A 24,053-nucleotide genomic window follows, 5' to 3' on the forward strand; every position below is an offset into this window, starting at 1 on the left:
GTTTCCGGCGCCCCGACGTGGAACGTTCGGCTACCGGCCTTTACCAAACTTCATCTGCCCGCAGTCGGCCCAAGTAGGCGTCGGCCGTTGAATGCAGGACTCGATCATCGTCTCGGAGGACCTCATGAAGAAATTCGCTCTCGTTGCTGTTGTGGCAGTTGCCACCCTGAGTGGCTGTGTCGTTGCCCCTGTGGGCCCCGGCCACATGCGCCATCGCCCGGTCATCGTCGGGCCGGCCGTGGTGGGGCCACCGCCCGTGGTGGTGGTGCGGCCTGACGGGCATGGTCGCGGCTACCACCGCGGAGACGACCGACGGCACGACCGTGGCCATGGCCGCGGTTACCACCGTGGCCACGACCGCGACGACGATCGCGATGACCACCGCCGCGGGCGTCGCGACTGAGCACTGACCGGGAACTTCACCGCCCCTTCGATCTCCATCGCAGACAATTGCCGGCATTGCCCCGCGGGGCCTCGCCTGACAAGAATGGAAAGCACGAAGGGATGGGAATGTTGATGAGAATGTTGGACCAGTCACCGCGCAGGGTGCTGGCTCTGGTGAGTTTGGTGTGTGTCGCGCTGCTCGGCTATGGCCTGTATCTGCAGCACGGCGTGGGTCTTGAGCCATGCCCCATGTGCATCGTGCAGCGCTACGCATTGGTGCTCGTGGCACTGTTGGCCGGCGCGACGGCGCTTTTCAAGTCGCGGGCGGTGCAGGTCGGTGGCGCGGCCCTGGTGCTGCTGACCGCGGGCTTCGGCGCGTTTGTGGCGGCGCGCCAGAGTTGGCTGCAGTGGAACCCACCTGAAGTCGCGTCCTGCGGACGGGACTTCTACGGAATGATCGAAACCTTCCCGCTCAAGCGCGCGATCCCGATGATCTTCAGTGGTGGCGGCGATTGCGCGACCATCGACTGGACGTTTCTAGGGGGCTCCATCGCCAACTGGTCTTTCCTGTGCTTCGTCGCGATCAGTCTGGTGATGCTTGCGCTGGCGGTCCGCGGGCGCTCGCCGGGCTCACTCCTCCACTGATCCCTCAGCTGTCGGCAACGGACTACAGCAGTTGCTCCAAAAGCCTGACCAAACATGCGACGAATGGCGCTACCGTCGTCGCTTGCCCTACTCTGGAGTTTGGTTCATGCCGACTGCGCCATGGCAGGCCGTTGCGGCACTGTCCGAAGAAGCTCTTGATTCGCCGCGCGCGCAGGCCGACCCCGCGCTGGCCGAAGCGGCTCGCTACGCCGTCTTGCGACGCATGGGCTCGGCTATCCGGCATCAGATCGCAGGCGCGTTGCAACCGGTTGGCATGTTGTCGTCGATGCTCGAGCGTCGGGTGCAGGCGACCCAACCGAACATGGATGCCCTGCGCAAGAACAGCAGCGAGATGAGTGCGCTGGCGCGTTCTGCCAGCGCCGAGTGCGTCGGACTGATTGGCTGGCTGGCGCCGCCGAATGAAACGGATGTGGTGAGTTTGGGCGAGGGGGTGGACGAGTGCATTCATCTGCTGGCCACGGAGCTGTCGTTTCGTGGCTTCACGGTGACCACCACGCTGGATGCGCGCGATGCATTCGTGGTGCGCAAGTCCCTGCGCAGCGTGCTGCCGGCCTGCCTCATGGCGCTGACCGATGGCGCTGCCGCGGCAGGCGACGTGCGGCTGCAGGCGTCGCCAGACACGGATGCCGGGGTGCGGTTGTCATTGTCGTTCGTCGAGGGCAGCGATCAGCAGCCGGCGGCGCGGGCCAAGGCCTACCGTCTGCTCAGCTGGAGCGATGTGCAGGCCCTTGCCCTGGACGAAGGCATCGATCTGGCCATCGAGCCCGGATGTGTCAGCTTGCGGTTGCCGGTCACCGTACGCAGAGTGGTCGAGGCCTCGCGCGTACCCTTTGGCTGAAAGCACAACAGGGCGCGAGGCCCTGTTGCAGTGCGGTGGCGTCAGACCTGCGGCCCGACGCTTCAGTCGATCAGCTTGTTCTTCAGTGCGTAATACGTCAGGTCGCTGTTCGAATTCAGATTGAGCTTCTCCATCAACCGCGTCCGGTAGGTGCTGACGGTCTTCACACTCAGCGACAGCGTCTTGGCAATGTCGCCAGCCGTCTCGCCCTTGGCCAACTTCAAGAACACCTGGAACTCGCGCTCTGACAGTTGCTCGTGCGGCGCTTCGTCGCCCTTGCGGTTGATCTGCTGCGCCAACAACTCGGCCACAGCTGGGGTGATGTAACGCCGACCCATCGCGACCGTGCGGATCGCATTGACGATCTCCATCGGGTCGCATTCCTTGTTCAGGTAGCCACTGGCGCCCTGGCGGATCAGGTTCATCGCGTAATGTTCTTCGGGATATCCGCTCAGGATCAAGATGCCCAAGTCCGGCGCCTTCGCACGGATCATCGCCAGCACATCGATGCCGGTCTGCCCTGGCATGGACAGATCCATCAGCAACACGTCCATTTCGGTGTTGCGTACCAGATCGATCGCCTCGCGACCGCTTGCAGCTTCGCCGACCACGCGCAAATCTACGTGGTCTGAAAAGAACTGCCGCAGCCCCGAGCGAACGATGGCGTGGTCATCCACTATCCCGATTTTGATCATCTGGCTCTTCCCGACAAAGCGTGTTGTTGCTATCGGGGGAGTTGTACTGGCGACGCTGTGGTCCGTCTGTAGGACAGCGGCCTTACTTGTACCCCGCTGTGGCTCAAGGCAACGGCCACAGCGGGGGGTGTTAGCGACGGCGCCGACACTCAGTTTGCCGATCTGCTTGGCACGGATCCTCGCCGCACCGCCGTCAGAACCCGACTGTAGGACGCTGCGGTGACACGCGGAAGACAGCAAGTGCGCGTGGACCTGTAAGACGTGAACGATTACCGGTGTTTTCTCCACTGTCTGGCGGACAGGCTTGCGCATCCCGTCTGACGCACGATGCTCAACCTGGCCGGCGCAGGTTGCGGACCGGATATGCAGGGTCTGTGAAGCCGGGCGTCGACGGATGGCCGATGGGCACCAGGCTGTCGACCAAGGCCTCATCTTCGGCAGACATCGTGGCATCCACCGCCGGCAGATAGTCCTGCCACTGTGCCAGCGTGCGCGGGCCCGCGATGACGGAAGACACCGCGCTGCTGCCCAGCACCCAGGCCGTGGCGAACTGCGCCAGCGTCAGGCCGCGCGCCTGCGCATGGGCCTGCAGCGTCTGCGCCACGCGCAGCGATTCGTCCCGAAACTCCGTTTCGAGCACGCGTTTGTCGCCGCGCCCAACCCGGCTGTCTGGCGCCGGCGCCACGCCCGGCCGGTACTTGCCCGACAAAATGCCCCGGGCAATCGGGCTGTAGGGCACGACGCCCAGCCCATGGTGGCGGCAGGCCGGCAGGATCTCGACCTCCGGCATGCGGTTCAGCAGGTTGTAGTAGGGCTGGCAAACCGTCGGCGCCGGCATGTTCAGCCGCGCGGCCATGTGCACAGCCTCGGCAATGCGCCAGCCGCGAAAGTTCGACAGACCCCAGTAGCGGATCTTGCCGGCGCGCAGCATGGCGTCCAGCGCACGCAGCGGCTCTTCCAGGTCAATGCCCTCGTAGTCGCGGTGCAGGTAGTACAGGTCGATGTAGTCCGTGCCCAGCCGGCGCAGGCTGTGCTCGACCTCGGCCAGCATCCAGCTGCGCGAGTAATGGCCCTGGTTGACCTGGTCCGACATCTTGTTGCCCAGCTTGGTGGCCAGCACCCACCGGTGGCGCGAGGACTGCAGGATCTTGCCCAGCATTTCTTCGGAGGCGCCCTGCGTGTAGACATCGGCGGTGTCCATGAAATTGACACCATGGGCCTGCGCGTGGGCCACGATGTCGGTCGCCTCCGGCAAGGCCGTCTGGTCGCCGAACATCATGGTTCCCAGGCATAGGCTGGAAACCTTGAGATGGCTCTTGCCGAGGTTGCGGTATTGCATGGCGGTGCGGGCATGGAGGTGGAGGAGGGCGCATCGTAGTCGCTCGTCCCAGCGCCCGCATTCAGCTGCTGTTGCGTGCGGCAGGCGCTGGCGCAGATCGGGGGGCAACAAAAAGGCCGCTCAACGAGCGGCCTGAATGTAATAACGGGTTGCGCGGCGGTGCCGGCGGCCCTGGCTGGGTCAGCGCGCCAGAGCTGCGTCCAACTCTTTGCACGATGGTGCGCACACCGCTTGCGACTTGCCGACGACCTTGCGGGTTCCCAGTTGCGAGCGCAACCGGTGCTTGCCACACAGGAAGCACGACATCGTGGAGCCGCCCATCGACGTGCCGGCGGTGAAGGGTGAACCGGAGACCTTGGACTTGTACCTCAGCCCATCGGCCAATATTGCGGTTTTTGCTTCAGCTTTGGCCATTGGCGGAACTCTCCCTAGGTGATTGCATTGCGAACTGGATGACGGCCCTGGCTTTTTGCTCGGCCGCCACGGACAAATCCAGGGGCGACCGGCACAAACCAGCGACGTCGTAGTGTGTATTTTCGTACAACTCGGCGGCGGCCGGATACTCGGCAAGTAAAGTCCCCAAGGCCTCGTCCGGCTTGGCCTCGCGCAACGCCTTCGAAAGCCGGTCCACAACCGCTGCATATTGGGCCGGGTCGACCGGCACCGTGCTGCGTTCGAGCCGCTCCAGCAGGGCTGCCAGGATGTGCAGTGTGGTCAGCGCCTGGCGCTGCATGGGTACTTGCGAGGTCTTCATGCAGAGCACTTGGGGCTGCCGCGAGCGGATTGCAAGATGGCATGAACGCGCCGCGTCTGCAAAAACCGGCGGGGCTGGCCAATATGCCGAAAACCAGGCTATACTCTTGGGCTGTTGTTCCTCAATAGCTCAGTTGGTAGAGCGCCGGACTGTTAATCCGTAGGTCCCTGGTTCGAGCCCAGGTTGAGGAGCCAAAGACACCCAAAAAGCCTTGCACACGTGCGAGGCTTTTTCGTTGGTGGGCAGCATTTGGAACGCGGTTGCGACTGCAGTTGCAGCTGCAGTCGTCTGCGCCCGCCCGGCGCCACCGTGGCGCAGGGCCGTCCGGGCGTCAGAAATCCGCCTGCATCGCCACGCGCACCGTGCGCGGTGTGCCGGTGAACAGGTAGACGTGGCCGAACTGCGTCGGAGATTCCTTGTAGTAGCGGCGGTCGGTCAGGTTCTCGACACCCAGCGTCCAGTGCATGGCCACGCCTTGCAGCTTCGTCGCGTAGCGCACGCCGGCGTCCAGGCGCGTCCACGATGGCAGTTCGATGGATTGGTTGGGCAGCACAGAGCGCCGGCCTTCATGCACCAGTCCTCCATCGAGCGTCAGGCCGCGCACGGCGGCGACGGCGTAGGCCGCCTTGGCGCGCAGCACGACCCGGGGCACGTTGACAGGGCGGGTGCCGTCGATCCCCGGCTCCACCACGCTGCCACGCCGCTCGGCGTCCAACAGTGTGGCGCCACCATCCAGTCGCCAAGGGCCCCGCGCCCAGCCCAACGTGGCCTCCAGGCCTTGGTGGATGGCGTCGCCGTCGTAGCGGCCTTCGCACGGCGTGATGAACAGGCGCTCGCAGGCGTCCATGTTGGTGGCGGGCCGTTCGATGCGGAACCAGGCCATTTGCCAGTTCCAGGCCGCCGTGCCGCCCTTGACGCCCAGCTCGAACTGCTGGGACTTGCGCACTGGCAGGGCGACGCCCGCATTGCTGTACTGCGCAGACTTGTTTGGCACCAGCTGCGATTCCACGCCCTGGCCATAGCTGGCGTAGAGCAGCGGGCCGCTGGCAATCTGGTAGCCCAGAGCGATCCAGGGGGTGGTCAGGCTGGCGTCGTAGCCCGTGGGGCGGGAGCCATCGGTGCGCACGCTCTGGCGGTCCAGCCGCGTGTGGCGCAGACCCAGCCAGGTGGTCCATTGCGCTGACCAGCGAATCGTGTCCTGCAACGACAACTCGAGCGAGCGTTCGTCGCGGTGGGTGTTGGGCTCGTTCGGCGTCGGGTTGGCGGTCGTGATGGCTGTGCCGTCCACATTTCCCGGTTCGAGCACGAACTGGTTCGTTTGCTCCTGGAAACGGTTGCGCACGCGTGAAGCCAGCAAGCCGATCGACAGATCGTGCTGGACACTGCCCGTCGCCACCCGCCCCTTGAGCTTGAGCTGTGCGGCCGTCTGCCGGCGCTGCTCGTTCTCGCTGCGAAAGTCGTACAGGTCAACGCTGCCGTCGCTGCAGTAGCGCGTGTAGTCGTTCTCGGCGCTGCAGCCAAAGGGATACGCCAGCCGATCATCCGTCCGCAGCCGCTGCTGCCCCACCTGCGCCGACCAGCGCCAGTCTGGGCTCAAGGCCTGCTCGATGCGCACGCTGCCCGTCAACGCGCCGAACACCGAGGGCTGCGACCACGGCTGGTTGTTCAAGTTCAGATGGGGGCTGGGCACGGGCGCCAGCGTGTTGCCCAGCAGGCTGTACCCGGCCTGGCTCGGCTGACGCTTGTGGCTCCATTCCAGCTCGGCATCGACCACCGTGTCGCGCGTCACGCGCCAATCGGCGGCCAATGCCGCCAGACTGCGCCGGCCTTCCAGGTTGTCCACGCGCGGGCGCAGTGTCTCGTGCGCCACATTCAACCGATAGCCGAAGACCCGGTCCACGCCAAATCGACCCCCCAGGTCGACCGCAGCCAGCACACCGCCGCGGCCCGACACTTCCACCGTGGCGCGCCGCAGATCCTTCTCGGTCGGCCGCTTGACCACGTAGTTCACCAGGCCCCCGGGCGCGCTGGTGCCGGCCTGGATGCCGCTGGTGCCCTTCAAGATCTCGATGCGCTCCTTGTTGTCCAGCGGGATCGAAGTCTCCGCGCTGATCGGCAAGCCCTCGCGCCGGTAGTTGAAGCGGTTGTCCAGCGTGAAGCCGCGGATCGTCAGGTAGTCCCAGTAACCGGGCGAGTTGTAGGCGTCGGTGACCGAAGCATCGAATTTGGTCAGGTCAGCCAGCCGTCGCGCACCGCTGTCGCGCAGAGTCTGCGCATCGACCACGGTGGCCGACAGCGGCAACTCGTTCAGCGGCTGGTCGCCAAAGCCGGTCACGTCGGCCTGCGGTGGCGCCTTGCCGGCCTCCACAGTCACAGTGGCCAGCGTCGGCGCGGCGGGGGTGGTCTGGGCGGCGGCGGCGCCTGCAAGCAGCAGCGCGGCGGCGGCTACGGGTAAACGGGTCAATGCCATCACGACTCTCATGCGTCTGGCAGGTCGGCCTGCAGGATCACGGCGGCCGTGCGAGAGGCCACCTGCGGCGGTGGCGCGGCCCATCCTGGTCAATGCTTCCCTGCGCGAGGATTACCTCAATCAGGTTCAAAGGGACTTTCTCAGTCTTGGGCCTTCCGTGAAGAAGGCCCGCAACACCCCTAGCGAAGTGCCCTTGCGGGCACGGCCGCAATTCTAGTCGGCTGGCGGCGATCCGCGCGGCAGGCCGCTCCTACACTCGGCGCCACCAACAACCACAAGGAGATGCGTGATGCCCAGCCCGACCTTTCGCATGGAACACGACCTGCTCGGCGACCGCGAAGTGCCGATCGATGCCTACTACGGCGTGCACACGCTACGGGCAGTCGAGAACTTCCCGATCACTGGCACGACGATCTCGATCTACCCCGAACTGATCAAGGCGCTGGCCTGCGTCAAGAAGGCCGCCGCCCGTGCCAACCACGAGCTGGGCCTGCTGGACGCGCCGCGCTGCGACGCCATCGCCGCCGCGTGTGACGAGCTGCTGGCCGGCAGGTTGCACGAGCAATTCGTGGTCGACGTGATCCAGGGCGGCGCCGGCACCTCGACCAACATGAACGCCAATGAGGTGATCGCCAACCGCGCGCTCGAGCTGCTGGGCCACGCCAAGGGCCAGTACCAGCATCTGCACCCGAACGAGCAGGTCAACATCGGCCAGAGCACCAACGACGTCTACCCCTCGTCGCTGAAGATCGCCACCTGGTTCGGCATCCATGGCCTGGTGGACGCGATGGAGGTGCTGCGCGTGTCCTTCGCGCGCAAGGCCGAAGAGTTCAAGGACGTGCTGAAGATGGGCCGCACGCAGCTGCAGGACGCCGTGCCCATGACGCTGGGCCAGGAGTTCAGCACCTACGCCGTGATGATCGAAGAAGACCAGGCCCGCTTGCGCGAGGCGGTGATGCTGATCTGCGAGATCAACATGGGCGCCACGGCGATTGGCACCGGCATCACCGCGCACCCGGACTACGCGCCGCTGGTGCTCAAGCACCTGCAGCGCATCACCGGCATCCCGCTGGTCACGGCGCCGAACCTGATCGAGGCGACGCAGGACTGCGGCTCGTTCGTGCAGCTGTCGGGCGTTTTGAAGCGCGTGGCCGTCAAGCTGTCGAAGATCTGCAATGACCTGCGGCTGCTCTCCAGCGGGCCGCGTGCAGGCTTCAACGAGATCAATCTGCCGGCCATGCAGGCGGGCTCCAGCATCATGCCGGGCAAGGTGAACCCGGTCATCCCGGAGGTCGTGAATCAGGTGGCGTTCGAAGTGATCGGCAACGACATCACGGTCAGCTTCGCAGCCGAGGCCGGCCAGCTGCAGCTGAACGCCTTCGAGCCCATCATCGCCCACAGCCTGTTCAAAAGCGTGGGCCATCTGCGCACGGCTTGCCTGACGCTCGCCACGCGCTGCGTGGACGGCATCACCGCCAACACCGACCACCTGCGCGCGCTGGTGGCCAACTCGATTGGCATCGTGACGGCGCTGAACCCCTACATCGGCTATGCCAACGCCACGGCCGTAGCACAGGAGGCGCACGCCACCGGCGGCAGCGTCTACGCCATCGTGCTGGCCAAGGGGCTGCTGACCAAGCAGCAGCTGGACGACATCCTGCGTCCCGAGGTGCTGACGCGGCCGGTGCCGCTGAGCCGCATCTGACTCAGCCCGCGATGAACAGCGCCGGGTCGACCATGACCCGGTTCAGCATCACCGACCAGTGCAGGTGCGGCCCGGTCACGCGGCCGGTGGCGCCGACCTTGCAGAACACATCGCCGGCCGGCACCTGGTCGCCCACCTGGCAGTCCATCGCGCTCAGGTGGCAGTACATGCTCAGCAGCCCGGCGCCATGGTCCAGCCAGACCGTGCCGCCGTTGAAGAAATAGTCGCCCACGTCGATGACGCGGCCGGCCAGCGGCGCGCGCACGGGGGTGCCGGTGGCCGCCGCGATGTCCATCCCGCTGTGCGGGTTGCGCGGCTGGCCGTTGAACACGCGGCGCAGGCCGAACGAGCCCGATCGCCGGCCGGGCACGGGGACCAGCATTTCGCGCAGCACAGGCGGCGGGCCGTCGAAGGTCGCCATCACTGTGCGCAGGTGGTCGCGTTCGCGTTCATAACGCGCCTGGTCCTCAGGTGAAAGGTCCACGGTGCGTGGCGAGACGGTCAGCCGCTGCTCCTGGTACCTCTTGGGTGTGACGCGGTAGGGCACGGCGCGGGCCGGCTCACCGGCCTGCGCGGCGACGGTGATGCTTGCAACGCCCGGCACGGCGCCCAGCGCGATGCCGACGATGGCCGTCCACTCGATCACGTCGCCCGCTACCAGCAGCGGCACGGCGGTGCCCGTGGTGTCGGCCGTGTGCGCCACGGGCCGCACCGCGGCAGGCCCGAGCGAGAGACGGGCCACACCACCGGGTACCGGCGAGTCGTTCGGCCAGACGGCCGGGGCGGGTGGCGTCCTGCGCGCTGGCGCGGCTTGCACAGCAGGCAACGCGAGCATGCCGGCCGCTGCCATCAGCGCGGCGCGGCGGGTGGTCGGCATGGGAGAGAAGAAGCGTGGGATGGGCATGGTCGGATTGTCTGCGGGACCTGCGCAACTGGCGCTGGCGGCCCGCCCGCGGCGGTTCCCTCAAGGCCTGGTGTACGGCCCCACGTGCGCCCCCTGCGCACCGGCAGCTTCAGTTTTTCCAGCCCTGGTCGGCGCCGCGCCGCGCGTACACCGCCAGCACGATGCGCTCGGAATGCACCAGGTAGTCATTGAGCGCGGCAGCCGCCTCCGCATAGCGGCCCGCCTCGGTCAGGTTCAGGATCTTCACGTTCATGTCCACATACGGCGCGTGCAGGAACTCGGCGTCATGCAGCATGCCGAACGCCAGCCGCAACTCGGCCAGGATGGGCGTGAACATGCGGTTCAGCCGCTCGCTGTCGGCCAGCTCCACGATCGCCATGTGGAACTCCATGTTGGCCGTCCCCACGCCGGACCAGTCAGCGGCTTCGCGCCGGGCCAGCGCCGTGTCCACGGCCGCGCGCATGCGTGCCTTGGCCGGGTGGCGCGGGTAGGCCTGGGCCAGCGCCTGGCACTCGATCAGCCGGCGGACGCGGTACATGTCGATGATCGACGCGATGCTGGGGATGGCGACGAACACGCCGCGGTTCGGCGCATGCGTGATGAGCCCGTCGCGCGTCAGCACACGAAAGGCTTCGCGCAGCGTGTTGCGTGAGACGCCCAGGCTCTCGCTCAGGGCCTGCTCGGGCAGGCGTTGGCCGGGTTGCAATTCGCCGGCCGCGATGCGCTGGCGCAGCTGGGCGGCCAGGCGCTCGGCCAGCGTGAGGTCGGGCGGGGAGGGGGGGGCAGGCGGTGTCATGCGACTGCGTTTGTATCAGACCGGCACGATCTGGTGCGACGATATGCGCGGGTTTGTGCTGATGGCTGGCCGTTATCGCTGACCAATACAATTTTGATTGTTCAACAATACACATGACGTGTTGATGCATTCAGAATTCATTGTTGATTCAAAATTTCTGCCCGTCCCATCCTGATCCACTGGAGTGCCCAATGCCCCACCGTCTTTTATGTCTCGCCCGCGTGGCCATTGCCGCCCTGCTGGCCGCGCCCTTGCTGGCCGCCCAGGCTGCCGACTACCCAAGCAAGCCGATCCGCATCGTGGTGCCGTATGCGGCCGGCGGCTCCACCGACACGCTGGCGCGCCTGGTGGCCGAGCGGCTGGGCAAGCACCTGGGTCAGACGGCTGTGGTCGACAACCGGCCCGGCGCCAGCGAGCAGATTGCCATCAGCCACGTGGCGAAGGCCGCGCCTGACGGCTACACGCTGCTGCTGTCCACGCTGAGCGGCCTGGCGGTGAACCCCGGCCTGTACCCGCGCCTGCCGTACGACGTGCAGAAAGACCTGACCCCCATCGTGCTGGCCGCCACCGTGCCCAGCGTCGTCGTTGTCCACCCCTCGGTGCCGGCGAAGAACATGGCCGAGCTGGCCAGCTGGCTGAAGGCCAAGCCCGGCACCATCAGCTATGCGTCGGCCGGGGCCGGCACGCCCAGCCACCTGGGCATGGAGTACTACAAGCGCGCCAACGGCGTCGACCCGGTGCATGTGCCCTACAAGGGCGGGGCGCCGGCCTTGCAAGAGGTGATGGGCGGCCAGGTGCAGCTGATGATGGCCCTGGTGCCCGAGGCCATGCCCATGGTCAAGGGTGGGCGGCTGCGCGCGCTGGCGGTGACCACCACCAAGCGCCTGGCCAGCTATCCGGACCTGCCCACGGTGGGCGAATCCGGCGGGCAGGATCTGGACGTGACCTTCTGGTTCGGCTTTGTCGCCCCGGCGGGCACGCCGCCCGAGATCGTGGCCCGACTGAACCAGAGCATTAACCAGATCCTGGTAGAGAAAGATGTGCAGGCCAAGCTGGCAGAGATGAACCTCGATGTGGTGGGCGGCGCTCCCGCAAAATTGACCACCCTGATCCGCACCGATGCGGCCCGGTGGAAGAAGGTGATCGACGAGGCAGGCATCAAGGTCGATTGATCGCAGCCACGTCGCCCGCCCGCCCCGCTCAACGAAAGGAATCCGCCCGTGCCACCACCGATGCCCGCCGCCACTGTGTTGGTCACCGGCTTCGAGCCGTTCGATGGCGACACGGTCAACCCCGCGTGGGAAGTTGCCCGCGCGCTGGACGGCTGGCAGGTGGCAGGGGCCACCGTGCGCGCGCTGCAGTTGCCCTGTGCGTTCGGCTCGGCGGCGCGGCGGCTGGGCCAGGCACTGGCCGATGGCGCGCCGCCGGCGCTGGTGGTCGGGCTGGGCCTGGCCAGTGGCCGCGCCGAGTGGACGCCCGAGCGCGTGGCCATCAACTGCGATGACGCACGCATCGCCGACAACGCCGGGCGCAAGCCCATCGACACGGCCGTGGTGCCGGGTGGGCCGGCGGCTTATTTCTCCACCTTGCCGATCAAAGCCATCGTGCAGGCGCTGCGCGTGGCGGGGCTGCCGGCTTCGGTCTCCAACACCGCCGGCACCTTCGTCTGCAACCACAGCTTCTACGCGCTGATGCACCTGCTGGCCACGCGGGCGGCGCTGGCCGGCACGCGCGGTGGCTTCGTGCACGTGCCTTGCCTGCCGCAGCAGGCGGCGCGCCAACCCGGCTTGCCGAGCATGGCGCTGGATGCGCAGGTCCAGGCCCTGCGCGTGTTGCTCCACACCGCGTTGACCACGCACACCGACATCGCCCTGGCCGACGGCCACGAACATTGAAGGAGCTCCGAATGCACATCGACCCGCACATTGACTTGAACAGCGACCTGGGCGAAAGCCTGGGCGCCTGGACCATGGGCGACGACGCCGCCATGCTGGCCATCGTCTCCAGCGCCAACGTGGCCTGCGGCTTCCACGCCGGCGACGCGGCCGGCATCTTGAAGACGCTGCGCGCGGCGGCCGAGCGCGGTGTGGCCGTGGGCGCGCACGTGGCCTACCCCGATCTGGCCGGCTTCGGCCGGCGCAACATGGATGTGGCCAGCGCCGACCTGCAGGCCGACGTCATCTACCAGATCGGCGCGCTGCAGGGCCTGGCACGCGCAGCCGGCACGCAGGTGCGTTACGTGAAGCCGCACGGCGCGCTCTACAACACCATCGCCCACGACGAGCGCCAGGCGCGCGATGTGATCACCGCCATCCGCGCCATCGACCCGCAGCTGGTGCTGCTGGCTCTGGCCGGCGCGCCGTTGATCACGTGGGCGCGCGAGGCTGGCCTCACGGTGGTGGCCGAGGCCTTTGCCGACCGCGCCTACACGCCGCAGGGCACGCTGGTCTCGCGCCGCGAGAAGGGCTCCGTGCTGCACGACCCCGGGCTTGTTGCCGCACGCATGCTGCGCCTGGCGCAAGAGGGCGTGGTCGAGGCCATCGACGGCAGCCTGGTGCGCGTGCAGGCCGATTCCATCTGCGTGCATGGCGACAGCCCCGGCGCGGTGGCCATGGCACGCCAGGTGCGCCTGGTGCTGGAACAGGCCGGCGTCGCCATACGCCCGTTCGTCCCGTCCGCAGCCCTCGGCGCACCTGCGTGATGCGCTTCCTGCCCGTCAACCTGGATGCGCTGCTCGTCGAGCTGGACGACCTGCCGCAAACGCTGGCGCTGCTGGCCTCGCTGCAAGCCGAGCCGATCGATGGCATCGACGAGCTGGTGCCGGCCGCCCGCACCATCCTCGTGCGCTACCGGCCGCACGCCATCACCCGCGCCACGCTGGTCGGGGCCATTGCGGGCCGCAGGGTCGACGGCACGGTCGACCGCCACGCCACGCGGGTCGAGATTCCCGTGCACTACGACGGCGAAGATCTGGACGAAGTGGCCCACTTGCTGGGCGCCACGCGCGCGGAGGTCATCGCCTGGCACACCGGCTGCGACTACACCGTGGCCTTCACCGGTTTTGCGCCCGGCTTTGCCTACCTGAGCGGCGGCGACCCGCGCATCGACGTGCCGCGCCGCGCCACACCACGCACCCGCGTGCCGGCTGGCGCGGTGGCGCTGGCCGGCCGCTTCAGCGCCGTCTACCCGCAGACCAGCCCCGGCGGCTGGCAGCTGATCGGCGTGACCGATGTGCCGATGTGGGATCTGGCGCGCACGGTGCCGGCGCTGCTGCAGCCAGGCTTTTGCGTGCGCTTTGTCGACGCCGGGGCGCGGCCAGCGCGGCGCGCACCGGTGCCGGTGGAAACGGCGCCGGTCTCATCGAGCGGCCCGGCGCTGGAGGTGCTGCACAGCGGCCCGCAATCGCTGCTGCAGGACCTGGGCCGCGGCGGCCAGGCCGGGCAGGGCGTGTCGGCTTCCGGCACCATGGACCGTGCGGCCCTGCGCGTTGCCAACCGGCTGGTCGGCAATGCCGTGGACGCGGCCTGCATCGAGACTGTCGACGGCGGCCTGCAACTGCGCAGCCGGGGTGAGCACGTTGCCGCCGTGACCGGTGCCGATGGGCCGTTGACGCTGACCGCCGCCGATGGCCGCCAGTGGCCCATGCCGCGCCACACACCGCTGGCCTTGGCCGATGGCGACTGCTTGCTGCTGGGCGCGCCGCAGGCCGGCCTGCGCAGCTATGTGGCGGTGCGTGGCGGCTTCGACATCGCCCCGGTGCTGGGCAGCCGCAGCACCGACATGCTGGCGCGCCTGGGCCCGCCGCCGCTGGCGGCCGGCACCGTGCTGCCGGTGGGCCTGCCGGCAGGCGCGGCGGTCGTCGGCGCGCCTGAGATGGCGCCCGCCGATCTGCCCACGCGCGAGGCCACCGTCACGCTCGACGTGGTGCTGGGCCCGCGCACCGACTGGTGCACGCCCGAGGCCGTGGCGCTGCTGGCGCAGCAGACCTGGACGGTGACGCCGCAGTCCAACCGGGTCGGCCTGCGGCTGGCTGGCGACACGGCGTTGGGCCGTGCCAACACCGCCGAGCTGCCGAGCGAGGGCGTGGTGCGCGGCGCCATCCAGGTGCCGCCCAACGGCCAGCCCGTGCTGTTCATGGCCGACCACCCGCTGACGGGCGGCTACCCCGTCATCGGCGCCGTCGCCACCCACCACCTGGACCGTGCGGGGCAGATCCCCATCGGCGCCCGTATCCGCTTCAACCCCATTCGGCCGTTCGAGGCCATCGACACCCATCCAGGAAGCCCGTCATGAAAAAAGTCTTGATCGCCAATAGAGGAGAGATCGCCGTCCGGATCGCCCGTGCCTGCGCCGACTACGGCGTGCGCTCGGTCGCCGTCTATGCCGACCCCGACCTCGGCGCGCTGCACACCCGTGTGGCCGACGAGGCCTGGGGTCTGGACGGCAGCCGCCCGGCCGACACTTACCTGCGCATCGACAAGCTGCTCGACATCGCGAACAAGAGCGGGGCCGACGCGGTGCACCCTGGTTACGGATTCCTGTCCGAGAACGCCGCCTTCGCCCAGGCCGTGGTCGACGCCGACCTCGTCTGGGTCGGCCCGCCGCCCTCGGCCATCGCCGCGCTGGGCGACAAGGTGCAGGCGCGCAAGATCGCGCTGGAAGTCGGCGCCCCGCTGGTGGCCGGCACACCTGGCCCAGTGCAGAGCGCCGACGAAGTGCTGGCCTTTGCCGAACAGCATGGCCTGCCGATCGCGATCAAGGCAGCCTACGGCGGCGGCGGGCGCGGCATCAAGGTCGCGCGACGGATGGACGAGGTGGCCGACCTGTACGAGTCTGCCGTGCGCGAGGCCATCGCCGCCTTCGGCCGTGGTGAATGCTTTGTCGAACAGTTCCTGGACCAGCCGCGCCATATCGAAGCCCAGGTGATCGCCGACACGCACGGCCACGTCGTGGTGCTGGGCACGCGCGACTGTTCGCTGCAGCGGCGCAACCAGAAGCTGGTGGAAGAGGCGCCCGCGCCCTACTTGACGGACGAACAACGCGCGCGCATCCACCAATCCGCCAAGGACGTGTGCGCTCGGGCCGGCTATGTGAGCGCCGGCACGGTGGAGTTTCTGCTCAGCAAGACTGGCGCGATCTCGTTCCTGGAGGTCAACACGCGCCTGCAGGTCGAGCACACGGTGACGGAAGAGACGTCCGGCATCGACCTGGTGGTCGAGCAGCTGCGCGTGGCCGACGGCCTGCCGCTGTCCATCACCGAGACGCCGGTGCCCCTGGGCCACGCCTTCGAGTTCCGCATCAACGCCGAAGACGTGGGCCGCGGCTTTCTGCCGGCGCCCGGGCCGGTGCGCGTGTTCGAGGCGCCCGGCGGCATCGGTGTGCGGGTGGACACGGGGGTGGTCTCAGGCTCCGTCGTGCCCGGCCAGTTCGATTCGATGATGGCCAAGCTCATCGTGACTGGCAGCTCGCGCGAGCAGGCGATCGCCCGTGCGCGACGGGCGTTGAAGGAGTTCCGCATCGAGGGCCTGCCCTCGGTGTTGCCGTTCCACCGCGCGGTGATGGCACACGCAGACTTCACCGGCCCCGACGGCTTCAAGGTCCACACGCGCTGGATCGAGACCGACTTCGCGCACGACCTGGCCGCCGCCCTGCGCGCCGAGCCGCAGGCCGACGGCGCGCTGGTGCACACGGCCGCACAGATCGACGGGCGGCGCGTCATGCTCGGCCTGCCGGCGGCGCTGCTGGCCGGCTTGAACGCGGCGCAGCCCGGCGCCGGCCAGGCCGCTGCCGCCGGCGCCGCACCAGTGGCCGACCCGGCGGCGGTGACGGCGCCGATCGCCGGCACGGTGGCCGCGTGGAAAGCCGACGATGGGGCCACCGTGGCCGAGGGCGATCTCGTCGCCGTCATGGAGGCCATGAAGATGGAAACGCAGGTGCTCGCCCACCGGGCTGGGCGGTTGGTGCGGCACGTGGGGCAGGGCGACTACGTCGCAGCCGGCACGCCGCTGGCCCGCATCGACGCGGGCTGAAGTCGCCGCGCGGCGGGCATGCGGCAGCCCCTTAGAACGAAGTCCAGTCGCCCGCGTCGTCCGCTGCGCCGGCAGTCGCGAGAGCGCGGGGCTTGAGCGCCAGGGCCGGCGCGGCCTTGCTGCTGCGTGGGGCGACCGATGGTGCCGGTGTGGCTTGCCGCTGGGGGGTGGAGCGGGGAGGCGCTGCGCGCGCTGCCGCGGCGGGCATTGGTGGCCGCGCGGCTGCGGCGGGCTTGGGTGACGGCACGGCCACGGCGGGCACCGCTGTGAGGCCTGTGTCGCCGCGCAGGCGGAAGACGGCCACGGAGCGCAGCAGCTCGGCGGCCTGCTGGCGCAGGTTGTCGGCGGCCGCGGCGCTTTCTTCGACCAGCGCGGCGTTCTGCTGGGTGGCCTGGTCCATCTGCGACACGGCCTGCCCGATCTGCGCCACGCCGGCGCTCTGCTCCTCGCTGGCGCCGCTGATGTCGCCCATGATCTCGTTGACGCGCCCGATGGACTGCACCACCTCCTGCATGGTGGTGCCGGCCTGGTCCACCAGCTGGCTGCCGGCGGCCACGCGCTCGACGCTGGCCGTGATCAGCCCTTTGATCTCCTTGGCCGCCTCGGCGCTGCGCCCGGCCAGCGTGCGCACCTCGCCGGCCACGACGGCAAAGCCCCGGCCCTGCTCGCCGGCGCGGGCGGCCTCGACGGCGGCGTTCAGCGCCAGGATGTTGGTCTGGAATGCGATGCCGTCGATGACGGAGATGATGTCCGCGATGCGGGCGCTGCTGTCGTTGATCTCCTTCATGGTGCCGACCACCCGGCCCACCACGTCACCGCCCTGGCGGGCCACGGTGCTGGCGCTCCTGGCCAGTTCGTTGGCCTGGCGTGCGTTGTCGGCATTGAGCTTGACCGTGGTGGTCAGCTCTTCCATCGAGGCGGCGGTCTGCTCCAGCGCGCTGGCCTGCTCTTCGGTGCGACCCGACAGGTCGTTGTTGCCCTGTGCGATCTGCGTCGAGGCGGCGGACACACTCTCGGCGTTTTGCCGCACACCGGCCACCACCTGCGCCAGGCTCATCTGCATCGCCGCCATACGCGCCACCACGCTGCCGGTGTCGCCGGCCCGCACGGCGATGGTGCGCGACAGATCGCCCTCGGCAATCGCATTGGCCGCTTCGACCACGGCATCCGGCTCGCCGCCCAACGGCCGCGTGATGCTGCGGCTGATCAGCAGCGCCCCGCCGACGGATGCCAGCACCGCGATCGCGATGACGATCCAGGACAGGGTGCGGCCATTGGCTGCGACCACGTCGCTCGCGTCGTAGGCCTCTTTGCCCAGGGACACATTGACGTCCACCAGCTCTGACAGAACATCGTCGACCTTCTGAAACAGCGGGGCCACCTGGGTACTTGCCATGGCCAACGCCTGAGTCTGCGCCTCCTGGTCATGGCTTTGCTCGACCATCTTCATGGCCCGCTCGGCCATGGCCCTGTAGGGCGGCCATGCAGCGTCGAACGCGGCCAGCAGTTCCTTTTCCTTCGGTGTCAGCAAGGTCTTGCGGTACTGGTCCAGCAGCGCAAGCATGCGCTCCTCGTTCTTCTTCTTTCCGTCGAGCAGCTTGGCCATCGCGCCAGTGTCGGTCTCGGCGATGTAAAGGTACATCGAGCGATGGTGGTAGATCGCCTGCATGTTGGCATTGGCGACGTCGCCAACCGGCGCGAGGTTGTTGTAGTACATCCCTTTGAGCATGTCGTTGACCTTGGAGGTCTGCGACACACCGAACAGACCGACGGCGAGGGTCAGCGCCGCGCTGAGCAAGGCCAGCGTGACCATGCGTGCTCGGATGGTGGAATGGGCCAGTAGGCTTCTCATGGGTATTCTCGATTCTTGTAGAGGATGTCAGCGCACGGCCACCGCCAACGCAGTGGAGCCCCTGCCGTTTCTACCCAGCATTCGATCTGGTGTCCAGTCCGGTCTTTTCATCGGTATCCCGGCTCGTGTTCCAACCGGTAGACGGTTTTCTACCCTAGGTTCACCCGCTTTTCAAGCGGCTGGTGACCGCGAAAGCCCTGCGCAGTGTTTACGTCGAGGGCTCAGGTCGTACCAACACCAGCCCCGGAGGCAGCGCATCGCCCACCACGCGCCGTGTGTCGGCTTCGTCCAGCGCCGTCACCTCGCGCACCATGGCCGCCCAGGTCGGCGCGGCATGGGCCGCCTGCAGTTCGGTGGCAATCTGCTGGCGCACCGCCTCGGGCAGGTCACGCGCGCGGTCGCCTGTGGCCCGGGCGATCTGCGCCACGGCGAACGCGGCCGACTCGTTGCCTGCCCAATCGGGGTGCTGGCGGCGGATCTGGTCCAGCCAGGCCATGGCGGCGTCCGGCGCCAGCACGTGGTGCAGGCTGGCATAGAGCGGCTGGCGCGCGCCCAGCCGCCCGATCGCCCACCACAGTTCGGCCGCGCTGCCCTGGTGCAGGCGCTGCAGCAGCCAGCCGCCGAACTGCGCTTTCTGTGCCACGTCGATGCGCTCGAACGAAGCCGCCATGCGCAGCAGCTCGTCCAGTGCCTGCATCGGCGGGCCCTCGGGCTTGTCGATGTCGGTGCCGCCGGCCGGCTGCAGGTAGTAGGCGATGACCTCGAACACCATCTGCTGTTGCTCGGCGTCCAGCCCACCGGCCAGGCGGCGCCATAGCAGCCACCATTCGGACCACTGCTGGCTGTCGTGGCTGTGCGCAATGCCGGGGCCGAACAATTCCCACATCTGCGCCATGCGCCATCCGTCCAGCGGGTCGCCGTAGCCGGGGCGCAGCGTCCAGCCGGCCAGGTTGAACCACGTACGTTCGTGCGGCAGCGAACGCCTTCGCCGCCGGGCGCCCTGCAGCAGGGCGCCGAAGAGTGCGCGCAGCAGCGGGGCGTCCCAGGTGGCGCGCTCGCCGAGCAAGCGCTCCAACGTGGCGCGCAGCTGGCGCACTTCCTTGGCATCTACGCCCTGCTTCTTGTCGCCGTAGACGCGGGCGATGGCGGCCAGCGCGTCGGCCAGGCGCGGGTGGGCGGCGATGGGCGCGTCGGCTTCCTGCGCGGCGGCGGAACCGCGCAGCTGGAATTCGAGCCGCCAACGCTGGCGCGGGGCGTCGGCGGCCACGCAGTGCATCTCCAGCGTGCCGATCTCGGTGACCTGGGTGGACAGCAGCACCTGCACGTTGCCGCCGGCGCCGGCCTTGGGCTGCAGCACGGTGGCGATCGGCGGCAGGCGCACGAAGGCGCCCTGCGCGGCGGTGTCCAGGTCCACCAGATCGCCCGGTCGATGGTGCAGGTCGACGGCGCTCGTGGTGAGGTTGAAGCGCACAGGGCGGCCCAGGCGCAGGCTGAAGCGCTGGGCGTCCAGTCGCACCTCTTCGCCCTCGGGCGTGCCGTGCGGCAACAGGCAGATGCCCTGGCCGTCTTCCAGCACCAGGTAATAGCCGCGCGCCGCGCCGCTGCGGATGCGCGGCGCCGTGCCGGCGCGGGCCATCGCATAGGCCACGGCGCCACGGGCGACGGCGGCGTCGAGCTCTGGCGCATCGAGCAGGCGGATGGCGGGCGTGCCGGAAGGGCGCCAGCCGTTGAGCGTGTCGAGCAGGCGCTGGCGCAGCGCGTGCGCGTGGAACACGCCGCCGTTCAGCAGCACGGTGTCGGGCAGGGCGCCGCCCTGGCGCTGCAGGAAGGCGGCGATGTGGCGCGTGATGCCTGCGTCGCTGGCGTAGGGCAGGCCGAACTCGACCAGCGCACTGCGCGCGCGCTGCGGCTTCGCATCGGCCGCGACCTGGGGGAAGAAGCCGTCGACCAGCAGCCGATCGACATCGGCCCGCGTCAGCATGGCCGAGCGCGCGCCGCCGATGAGCCGGCTGCCGCCGCCCTGCAGCGTGACGGTGGTGTCCGCCGGGCCGTCGGGCGCCAGCAGCCGCTCTTTGGCACTGCGGCAGCGCTGGGTGAGTTGGGCGAGTTGGATGGCGCTGAGATGTGCTCCTGGAACTGCGCCGGACAGGCGCGGTTCGATCCAGCGCGCCAGCGCCAGGTCCATGTTGTCGCCGCCCAGCACCAGGTGGTCGCCCACACCGGTGCGCGCCAGCTGCGGCTGGCCTTGCGCGTCCAGCGTCACGTCGATCAGTGTCAGGTCGGTGGTGCCGCCGCCCACGTCGACCACCAGCAGTCGCTGCGTGCCAGCCAGTTCCTTGGCCAGGTCGGCCTGGCGGGCGTGCACCCAATCGTAGAACGCGGCCTGCGGCTCCTCGATCAGATGGACCGACGGCAAGCCGGCCAGGGTGGCGGCCTGCAGCGTCAGCTGGCGCGCGCCGTCGTCGAACGAGGCCGGCACGGTGAGCACGATCTGCTGCTGTGCCAGTGGCGCGCCAGGGTGGGCCTGGCCCCAGGCCAGGCGCAGGTGGCGCAGATAACTCGCGCTGGCCTCCAGTGGCGAGACCTTGGGCACCTCGTCCGGCGCGCCCCAGGGCAGGATGGCGGCCGTGCGGTCCACCGACGGGTGCGACAGCCAGCTCTTGGCACTGGCGACCAGCCGGCCCGGTGTCTGCTGGCCGAGTTCGCGCGCGAAGGCGCCGAGGATGGCGGGCTCGTCGGATGGCCAGGGCAGCGCCAGGTCTGTTGCGGCCAGTGCGCCCTCGGCCGGATGGAAGCGCAGCGAGGGCAGCAGCGGGCGCGGCGCGACCTCGCCAGCGGCGATGGTCTGCGGAATCGAGAAGACCTGGATCGCGCCGCCGGCGACCGGCGCGAAGGCCAGTACGGTGTGGGTGGTGCCGAGGTCGATGCCGACGTGGAATGTGGCCCCCACGCTCCCCGCTGCGCGAGGTTCGCTGCCCCCCGAGGGGGAGCGAGCTTGCTTGGGGCGGCCCGGCGCGGCGCTCATCCTTCTCCGCTATCGGCGCGCACGTCGAACTCGACCTTCCAGTGCTGGCCGCCTGCGGCCTCGGCCACCAGCTCCAGGGTGCCGATCTCGGTCACGTGCGCGCGCAGCTGCACCGGCACCACGTCGCCCACGGCCCGGCCTTCGGCGGGGAGCAGGGCCTCGATCTGCGCCAGCTCCTGCAGCTCATCAGGCGTCCAGAAATCCAGCAGCGTGCCGGCCTGGTCGTCGCGCCGCACCGACGAGCCGAAGAAGCGAAAGCGCACCGATTCGCCGACCACCAGCCCCAGCTGCTGCGGCGGCAGCGTGGCGGCGGTGCCTTCTTCCATGCCGAAGGGCGCCACGCACAGCGCCCGCACCGGCGGCTCCAGCCCCGGCACCGCGGGCATGCTGGATTCGATGCCGACGTAGTAGGCCTGGGCCGTGCCGCCGCGGATGCGGATGCCCTGGCCGCGCCGCACCTGGCCGTAGTAGGCCGCGCCACGCGCCACGGCGTGGTCCATGTCGGCGCCCTGCAGCAGCCGGGCGGCGGGCGCGCCGTCGGCGGCCAGCCAGGCGTTCAGCGTGCCCAGCACACGCTCGGACAGCAGCTCGGACTTGAACACGCCGCCGTTGAACAGCACGGCCGTGGGGTGCAGAAAGCTCGCGGCCTCGGGCTGCGCGAAACCGGCCAGCTGCGCCGTGGCGCCCACCTGGCGGCCCAGCAGCGCGGCCAGGTGGCGCGTGACGGCGGCGTCCTGCGCATACGGCAGGCCGATCTGCGTGAGCCCGGCGCGCGGGCGGCTGACAGGGCGCGCGCTGCTTTCCACGGGCGGGAAGAATCCCTCCAGCAAGATGGTGGTCAGCAGCGCGCGTGGGAGCTCGGTCTTGATCGAGCCGCCGATCAGCTTGGAGCCGCGGCTGGGCACGACCAGCGGCACGCTCTGCAGCGCGTCGTCGCTCAGCAACTGTTCCTTGGCCTGGCGACAGGCGTAGGTCAGCGCGCGCATCTGCCATGGGTCCAGCGTCTTGCCGGTGGCGGCCAGCTCGCGCGCCACGGCATGGGCCAGGGCCAGGTCCATGTTGTCGCCACCGAGCAGGATGTGTTCGCCCACCGCCACGCGGGTCAGCTGCAGGTTGCCAGCGTCCTCGGTCACGGCGATCAGCGAGAAATCGCTGGTGCCGCCGCCCACGTCGACCACCAGGATCACGTCGCCCACCTTCACCTGCTTGCGCCAGTCGCCCGCGCTGCCGGCGATCCAGCTGTACAGCGCGGCCTGGGGCTCTTCCAGCAGCGTCACGCCCTGGTAGCCGGCGGCCTGCGCGGCCTCGGCCGTCAGCTCGCGCGCGCCGGGGTCGAACGAGGCGGGGATGGTGACGGTGACCGATTGCTGGTCGAACGGCGCATCGGGATGCGTGTGGTTCCAGGCGTCGCGCAGATGCTGCAGGTAGCGCGTGCTGACAGCCAGCGGCGAGATGCGTTCGACCTCGGCCGGCGCATCGGCCGGCAGGATGCCGGCACGGCGGTCCACCCCCGCGTGGCCCAGCCAGCTCTTGGCGCTGGAGACGAGGCGGATCGGCGTCAGCGCGCCATGGCTGCGCGCCCATTCGCCGGTGATGGCGTCGGGCGCGGGGTTCCAGGGCAGGGCCAGGTCGCCGGCGGCAAATTCGTTGGCGTTCGGCAGGTACAGGAAGGACGGCAGCAGGTCGAAATCCTGCACGGCGCCCGGGCCGCTCTGCTGCGCGATGGGGAGGATCTGCGGTGTGGCTTCGGCACCCTCGGGTGCCTGCAGGTCGACCCAGGACAGCGCGCTGTGCGTGGTGCCCAGGTCGATGCCGATGGCGTAGCGGCTGTCGGTCATGCAGAGACCTCCGCGCTGCGCGCTGCGATGCGATCGCCTTCGGGCGGCCGGGCGGCGAACCCGGAAGTCTTCGCGCTGCGCGCTGCGATGCGATCGCCTTCGGGCGGCCGGGCGGCGATCACAGCTCCACCTCCGCCGGTGCGATCACGCGTGTGTCGTGGCCATCGGTCAGGCCCGGCAGCCGCACGGCGCCCACGCGCCAGCCCTTGTGCTGCAACGTGCCGGTGAACGGCGGCTGGCCGACGACGTTGCCCGTCACGCGCACCGCTGCGGCGTCGAAGCCGGCCGGCAGCGTGAGGCGGCTGCCCTCGGCCTCGTCGCGGATGGGTTCGAGGTCGAACGCATCCTTCAGCACCTTGCGCGCGCCGCCGTGCAGCAGCCGCGCGGCGCCGCCGACATCGGCGTCGGAATAGGCGGCGATGTCTTCCTGCAGGAAGTCCACGAAACGGGCTTCGCGCTGCAGCAGGCCGAGCAGTTGCAGCGCCGCATCGACCTGCGCCGTGGCGCGGATGGGGGAGGGTGCGGGCGGCGGTGGGGGTGCCGGGGTGGGCGCGGGCGGCTGGGCCGGCGCGAATGTGCCGTTGCGCACGGCCTGCACCTGGGCGGCCAGCCGGCCATCGCCCAGCAGGGCGAAGAAGGTGCCGATGGCCAGCGAGAGGCGCGAGAAGAATGGAAGGGGTTGTTCGTTCATAAGTTTGTTCTTGGACAAGCTGAGCGGCCTGGTCGAGAGCCAGGCCGCAAGCGGCGATTGTCCCGCA

At 69.1% G+C, this 24,053-nt stretch carries 20 protein-coding genes and 1 tRNA gene; 10 read left to right on the plus strand and 11 right to left on the minus strand.

Going from position 1 to position 24,053, the window contains the following annotated elements; all coding sequences use genetic code 11:
- Window positions 1-281 precede the first annotated feature (281 nt).
- The 3 genes from AC099J_RS17010 (at window position 282) to AC099J_RS17020 (ending at window position 1,888) form a co-directional block, all read left to right on the plus strand.
- A complete protein-coding gene (locus AC099J_RS17010) occupies window positions 282-410 on the plus strand; it encodes a hypothetical protein (protein WP_479616463.1) in 129 nt (42 codons plus the stop codon).
- Between the two features lie 100 nt (window positions 411-510).
- Window positions 511-1,029 carry a disulfide bond formation protein B gene (locus AC099J_RS17015; RefSeq protein WP_479616575.1) on the plus strand — a complete coding sequence of 173 codons (519 nt, stop codon included), beginning with the start codon at window positions 511-513 and terminating at the stop codon, window positions 1,027-1,029.
- Between the two features lie 31 nt (window positions 1,030-1,060).
- A complete protein-coding gene (locus AC099J_RS17020) occupies window positions 1,061-1,888 on the plus strand; it encodes a hypothetical protein (RefSeq protein WP_479616464.1) in 828 nt (275 codons plus the stop codon).
- Window positions 1,889-1,950: 62 nt separating this feature from the next.
- Here the strand turns inward: AC099J_RS17020 and AC099J_RS17025 are convergent, their stop codons facing one another.
- The 4 genes from AC099J_RS17025 to AC099J_RS17040 form a co-directional block, all read right to left on the minus strand.
- Window positions 1,951-2,583, minus strand: coding sequence for a response regulator (locus AC099J_RS17025; RefSeq protein WP_479616576.1), 633 nt, complete (start codon window positions 2,581-2,583; stop codon window positions 1,951-1,953).
- Window positions 2,584-2,914: 331 nt separating this feature from the next.
- Entirely contained in the window at window positions 2,915-3,922 is a 1,008-nt protein-coding gene (locus AC099J_RS17030; RefSeq protein ID WP_479616465.1) for an aldo/keto reductase, read from the minus strand.
- A 180-nt stretch (window positions 3,923-4,102) separates the two neighbouring features.
- Window positions 4,103-4,336 (minus strand): hypothetical protein, encoded by a 234-nt coding sequence (locus AC099J_RS17035; RefSeq protein ID WP_479616466.1) that lies wholly within the window; start codon window positions 4,334-4,336, stop codon window positions 4,103-4,105.
- Complete coding sequence (locus tag AC099J_RS17040; RefSeq protein WP_479616467.1) at window positions 4,323-4,676, minus strand: hypothetical protein; 354 nt, start codon at window positions 4,674-4,676, stop codon at window positions 4,323-4,325. Before AC099J_RS17040 ends, AC099J_RS17035 begins: the two co-directional genes overlap by 14 nt.
- Window positions 4,677-4,794: 118 nt before the next feature.
- Between AC099J_RS17040 and AC099J_RS17045 the strand changes: the two genes are divergently transcribed.
- Window positions 4,795-4,870: transfer RNA gene (locus AC099J_RS17045), tRNA-Asn, on the plus strand.
- 137 nt (window positions 4,871-5,007) lie between these two features.
- On the opposite strand, the gene AC099J_RS17050 is transcribed toward AC099J_RS17045, so the two are convergent.
- Window positions 5,008-7,146, minus strand: a complete 2,139-nt coding sequence (locus AC099J_RS17050; RefSeq protein ID WP_479616468.1) for a TonB-dependent siderophore receptor — start codon at window positions 7,144-7,146, stop codon at window positions 5,008-5,010.
- Window positions 7,147-7,435: 289 nt separating this feature from the next.
- On the opposite strand from AC099J_RS17050, the gene aspA reads away from it, so the two are divergent.
- Window positions 7,436-8,851 carry an aspartate ammonia-lyase gene (aspA, locus tag AC099J_RS17055; RefSeq protein ID WP_479616469.1) on the plus strand — a complete coding sequence of 472 codons (1,416 nt, stop codon included), beginning with the start codon at window positions 7,436-7,438 and terminating at the stop codon, window positions 8,849-8,851.
- A gap of 1 nt (window position 8,852) precedes the next feature.
- Here the strand turns inward: aspA and AC099J_RS17060 are convergent, their stop codons facing one another.
- Window positions 8,853-9,755 carry a peptidoglycan DD-metalloendopeptidase family protein gene (locus tag AC099J_RS17060; RefSeq protein WP_479616470.1) on the minus strand — a complete coding sequence of 301 codons (903 nt, stop codon included), beginning with the start codon at window positions 9,753-9,755 and terminating at the stop codon, window positions 8,853-8,855.
- 109 nt (window positions 9,756-9,864) lie between these two features.
- The gene (locus AC099J_RS17065; RefSeq protein WP_479616471.1) at window positions 9,865-10,551 is read right to left on the minus strand and encodes a GntR family transcriptional regulator; all 687 of its coding nucleotides are present in this window, start codon (window positions 10,549-10,551) and stop codon (window positions 9,865-9,867) included.
- 221 nt (window positions 10,552-10,772) lie between these two features.
- Here AC099J_RS17065 and AC099J_RS17070 point away from each other — a divergent pair, with 221 nt between their 5' ends.
- From AC099J_RS17070 to AC099J_RS17090, 5 genes are read left to right on the plus strand one after another with little or no spacing between them, the layout of a single operon-like run.
- On the plus strand, window positions 10,773-11,723 hold the full coding sequence (locus tag AC099J_RS17070) for a Bug family tripartite tricarboxylate transporter substrate binding protein (RefSeq protein WP_479616472.1): 951 nt from the start codon (window positions 10,773-10,775) through the stop codon (window positions 11,721-11,723).
- Between the two features lie 60 nt (window positions 11,724-11,783).
- Window positions 11,784-12,446 carry a pyroglutamyl-peptidase I gene (gene pcp, locus AC099J_RS17075; protein WP_479616577.1) on the plus strand — a complete coding sequence of 221 codons (663 nt, stop codon included), beginning with the start codon at window positions 11,784-11,786 and terminating at the stop codon, window positions 12,444-12,446.
- A gap of 11 nt (window positions 12,447-12,457) precedes the next feature.
- On the plus strand, window positions 12,458-13,252 hold the full coding sequence (locus AC099J_RS17080; RefSeq protein ID WP_479616473.1) for a LamB/YcsF family protein: 795 nt from the start codon (window positions 12,458-12,460) through the stop codon (window positions 13,250-13,252).
- A complete protein-coding gene (locus tag AC099J_RS17085) occupies window positions 13,252-14,844 on the plus strand; it encodes a 5-oxoprolinase subunit B/C family protein (RefSeq protein ID WP_479616474.1) in 1,593 nt (530 codons plus the stop codon). The genes AC099J_RS17080 and AC099J_RS17085 overlap by 1 nt, the downstream gene beginning before the upstream one ends.
- Window positions 14,841-16,580: an acetyl/propionyl/methylcrotonyl-CoA carboxylase subunit alpha gene (locus tag AC099J_RS17090; protein ID WP_479616475.1), complete on the plus strand. Its 1,740-nt coding sequence runs from the start codon at window positions 14,841-14,843 to the stop codon at window positions 16,578-16,580. Before AC099J_RS17085 ends, AC099J_RS17090 begins: the two co-directional genes overlap by 4 nt.
- A 31-nt stretch (window positions 16,581-16,611) precedes the next feature.
- Here AC099J_RS17090 and AC099J_RS17095 read toward each other — a convergent pair whose 3' ends face one another.
- The 4 genes from AC099J_RS17095 to AC099J_RS17110 all read right to left on the minus strand — a co-directional run bounded on the left by AC099J_RS17095 (window position 16,612) and on the right by AC099J_RS17110 (window position 23,986).
- Window positions 16,612-18,432: a methyl-accepting chemotaxis protein gene (locus AC099J_RS17095; RefSeq protein WP_479616476.1), complete on the minus strand. Its 1,821-nt coding sequence runs from the start codon at window positions 18,430-18,432 to the stop codon at window positions 16,612-16,614.
- A 208-nt stretch (window positions 18,433-18,640) separates the two neighbouring features.
- On the minus strand, window positions 18,641-21,382 hold the full coding sequence (locus AC099J_RS17100) for an Hsp70 family protein (RefSeq protein ID WP_479616477.1): 2,742 nt from the start codon (window positions 21,380-21,382) through the stop codon (window positions 18,641-18,643).
- A gap of 71 nt (window positions 21,383-21,453) precedes the next feature.
- Window positions 21,454-23,295: an Hsp70 family protein gene (locus AC099J_RS17105; RefSeq protein WP_479616478.1), complete on the minus strand. Its 1,842-nt coding sequence runs from the start codon at window positions 23,293-23,295 to the stop codon at window positions 21,454-21,456.
- Between the two features lie 118 nt (window positions 23,296-23,413).
- Complete coding sequence (locus tag AC099J_RS17110; RefSeq protein ID WP_479616479.1) at window positions 23,414-23,986, minus strand: DUF2760 domain-containing protein; 573 nt, start codon at window positions 23,984-23,986, stop codon at window positions 23,414-23,416.
- Between the last annotated feature and the right edge of the window lie 67 nt (window positions 23,987-24,053).

The sequence above is a fragment of the Rhodoferax sp. RT4P68 genome, assembly GCF_056521305.1.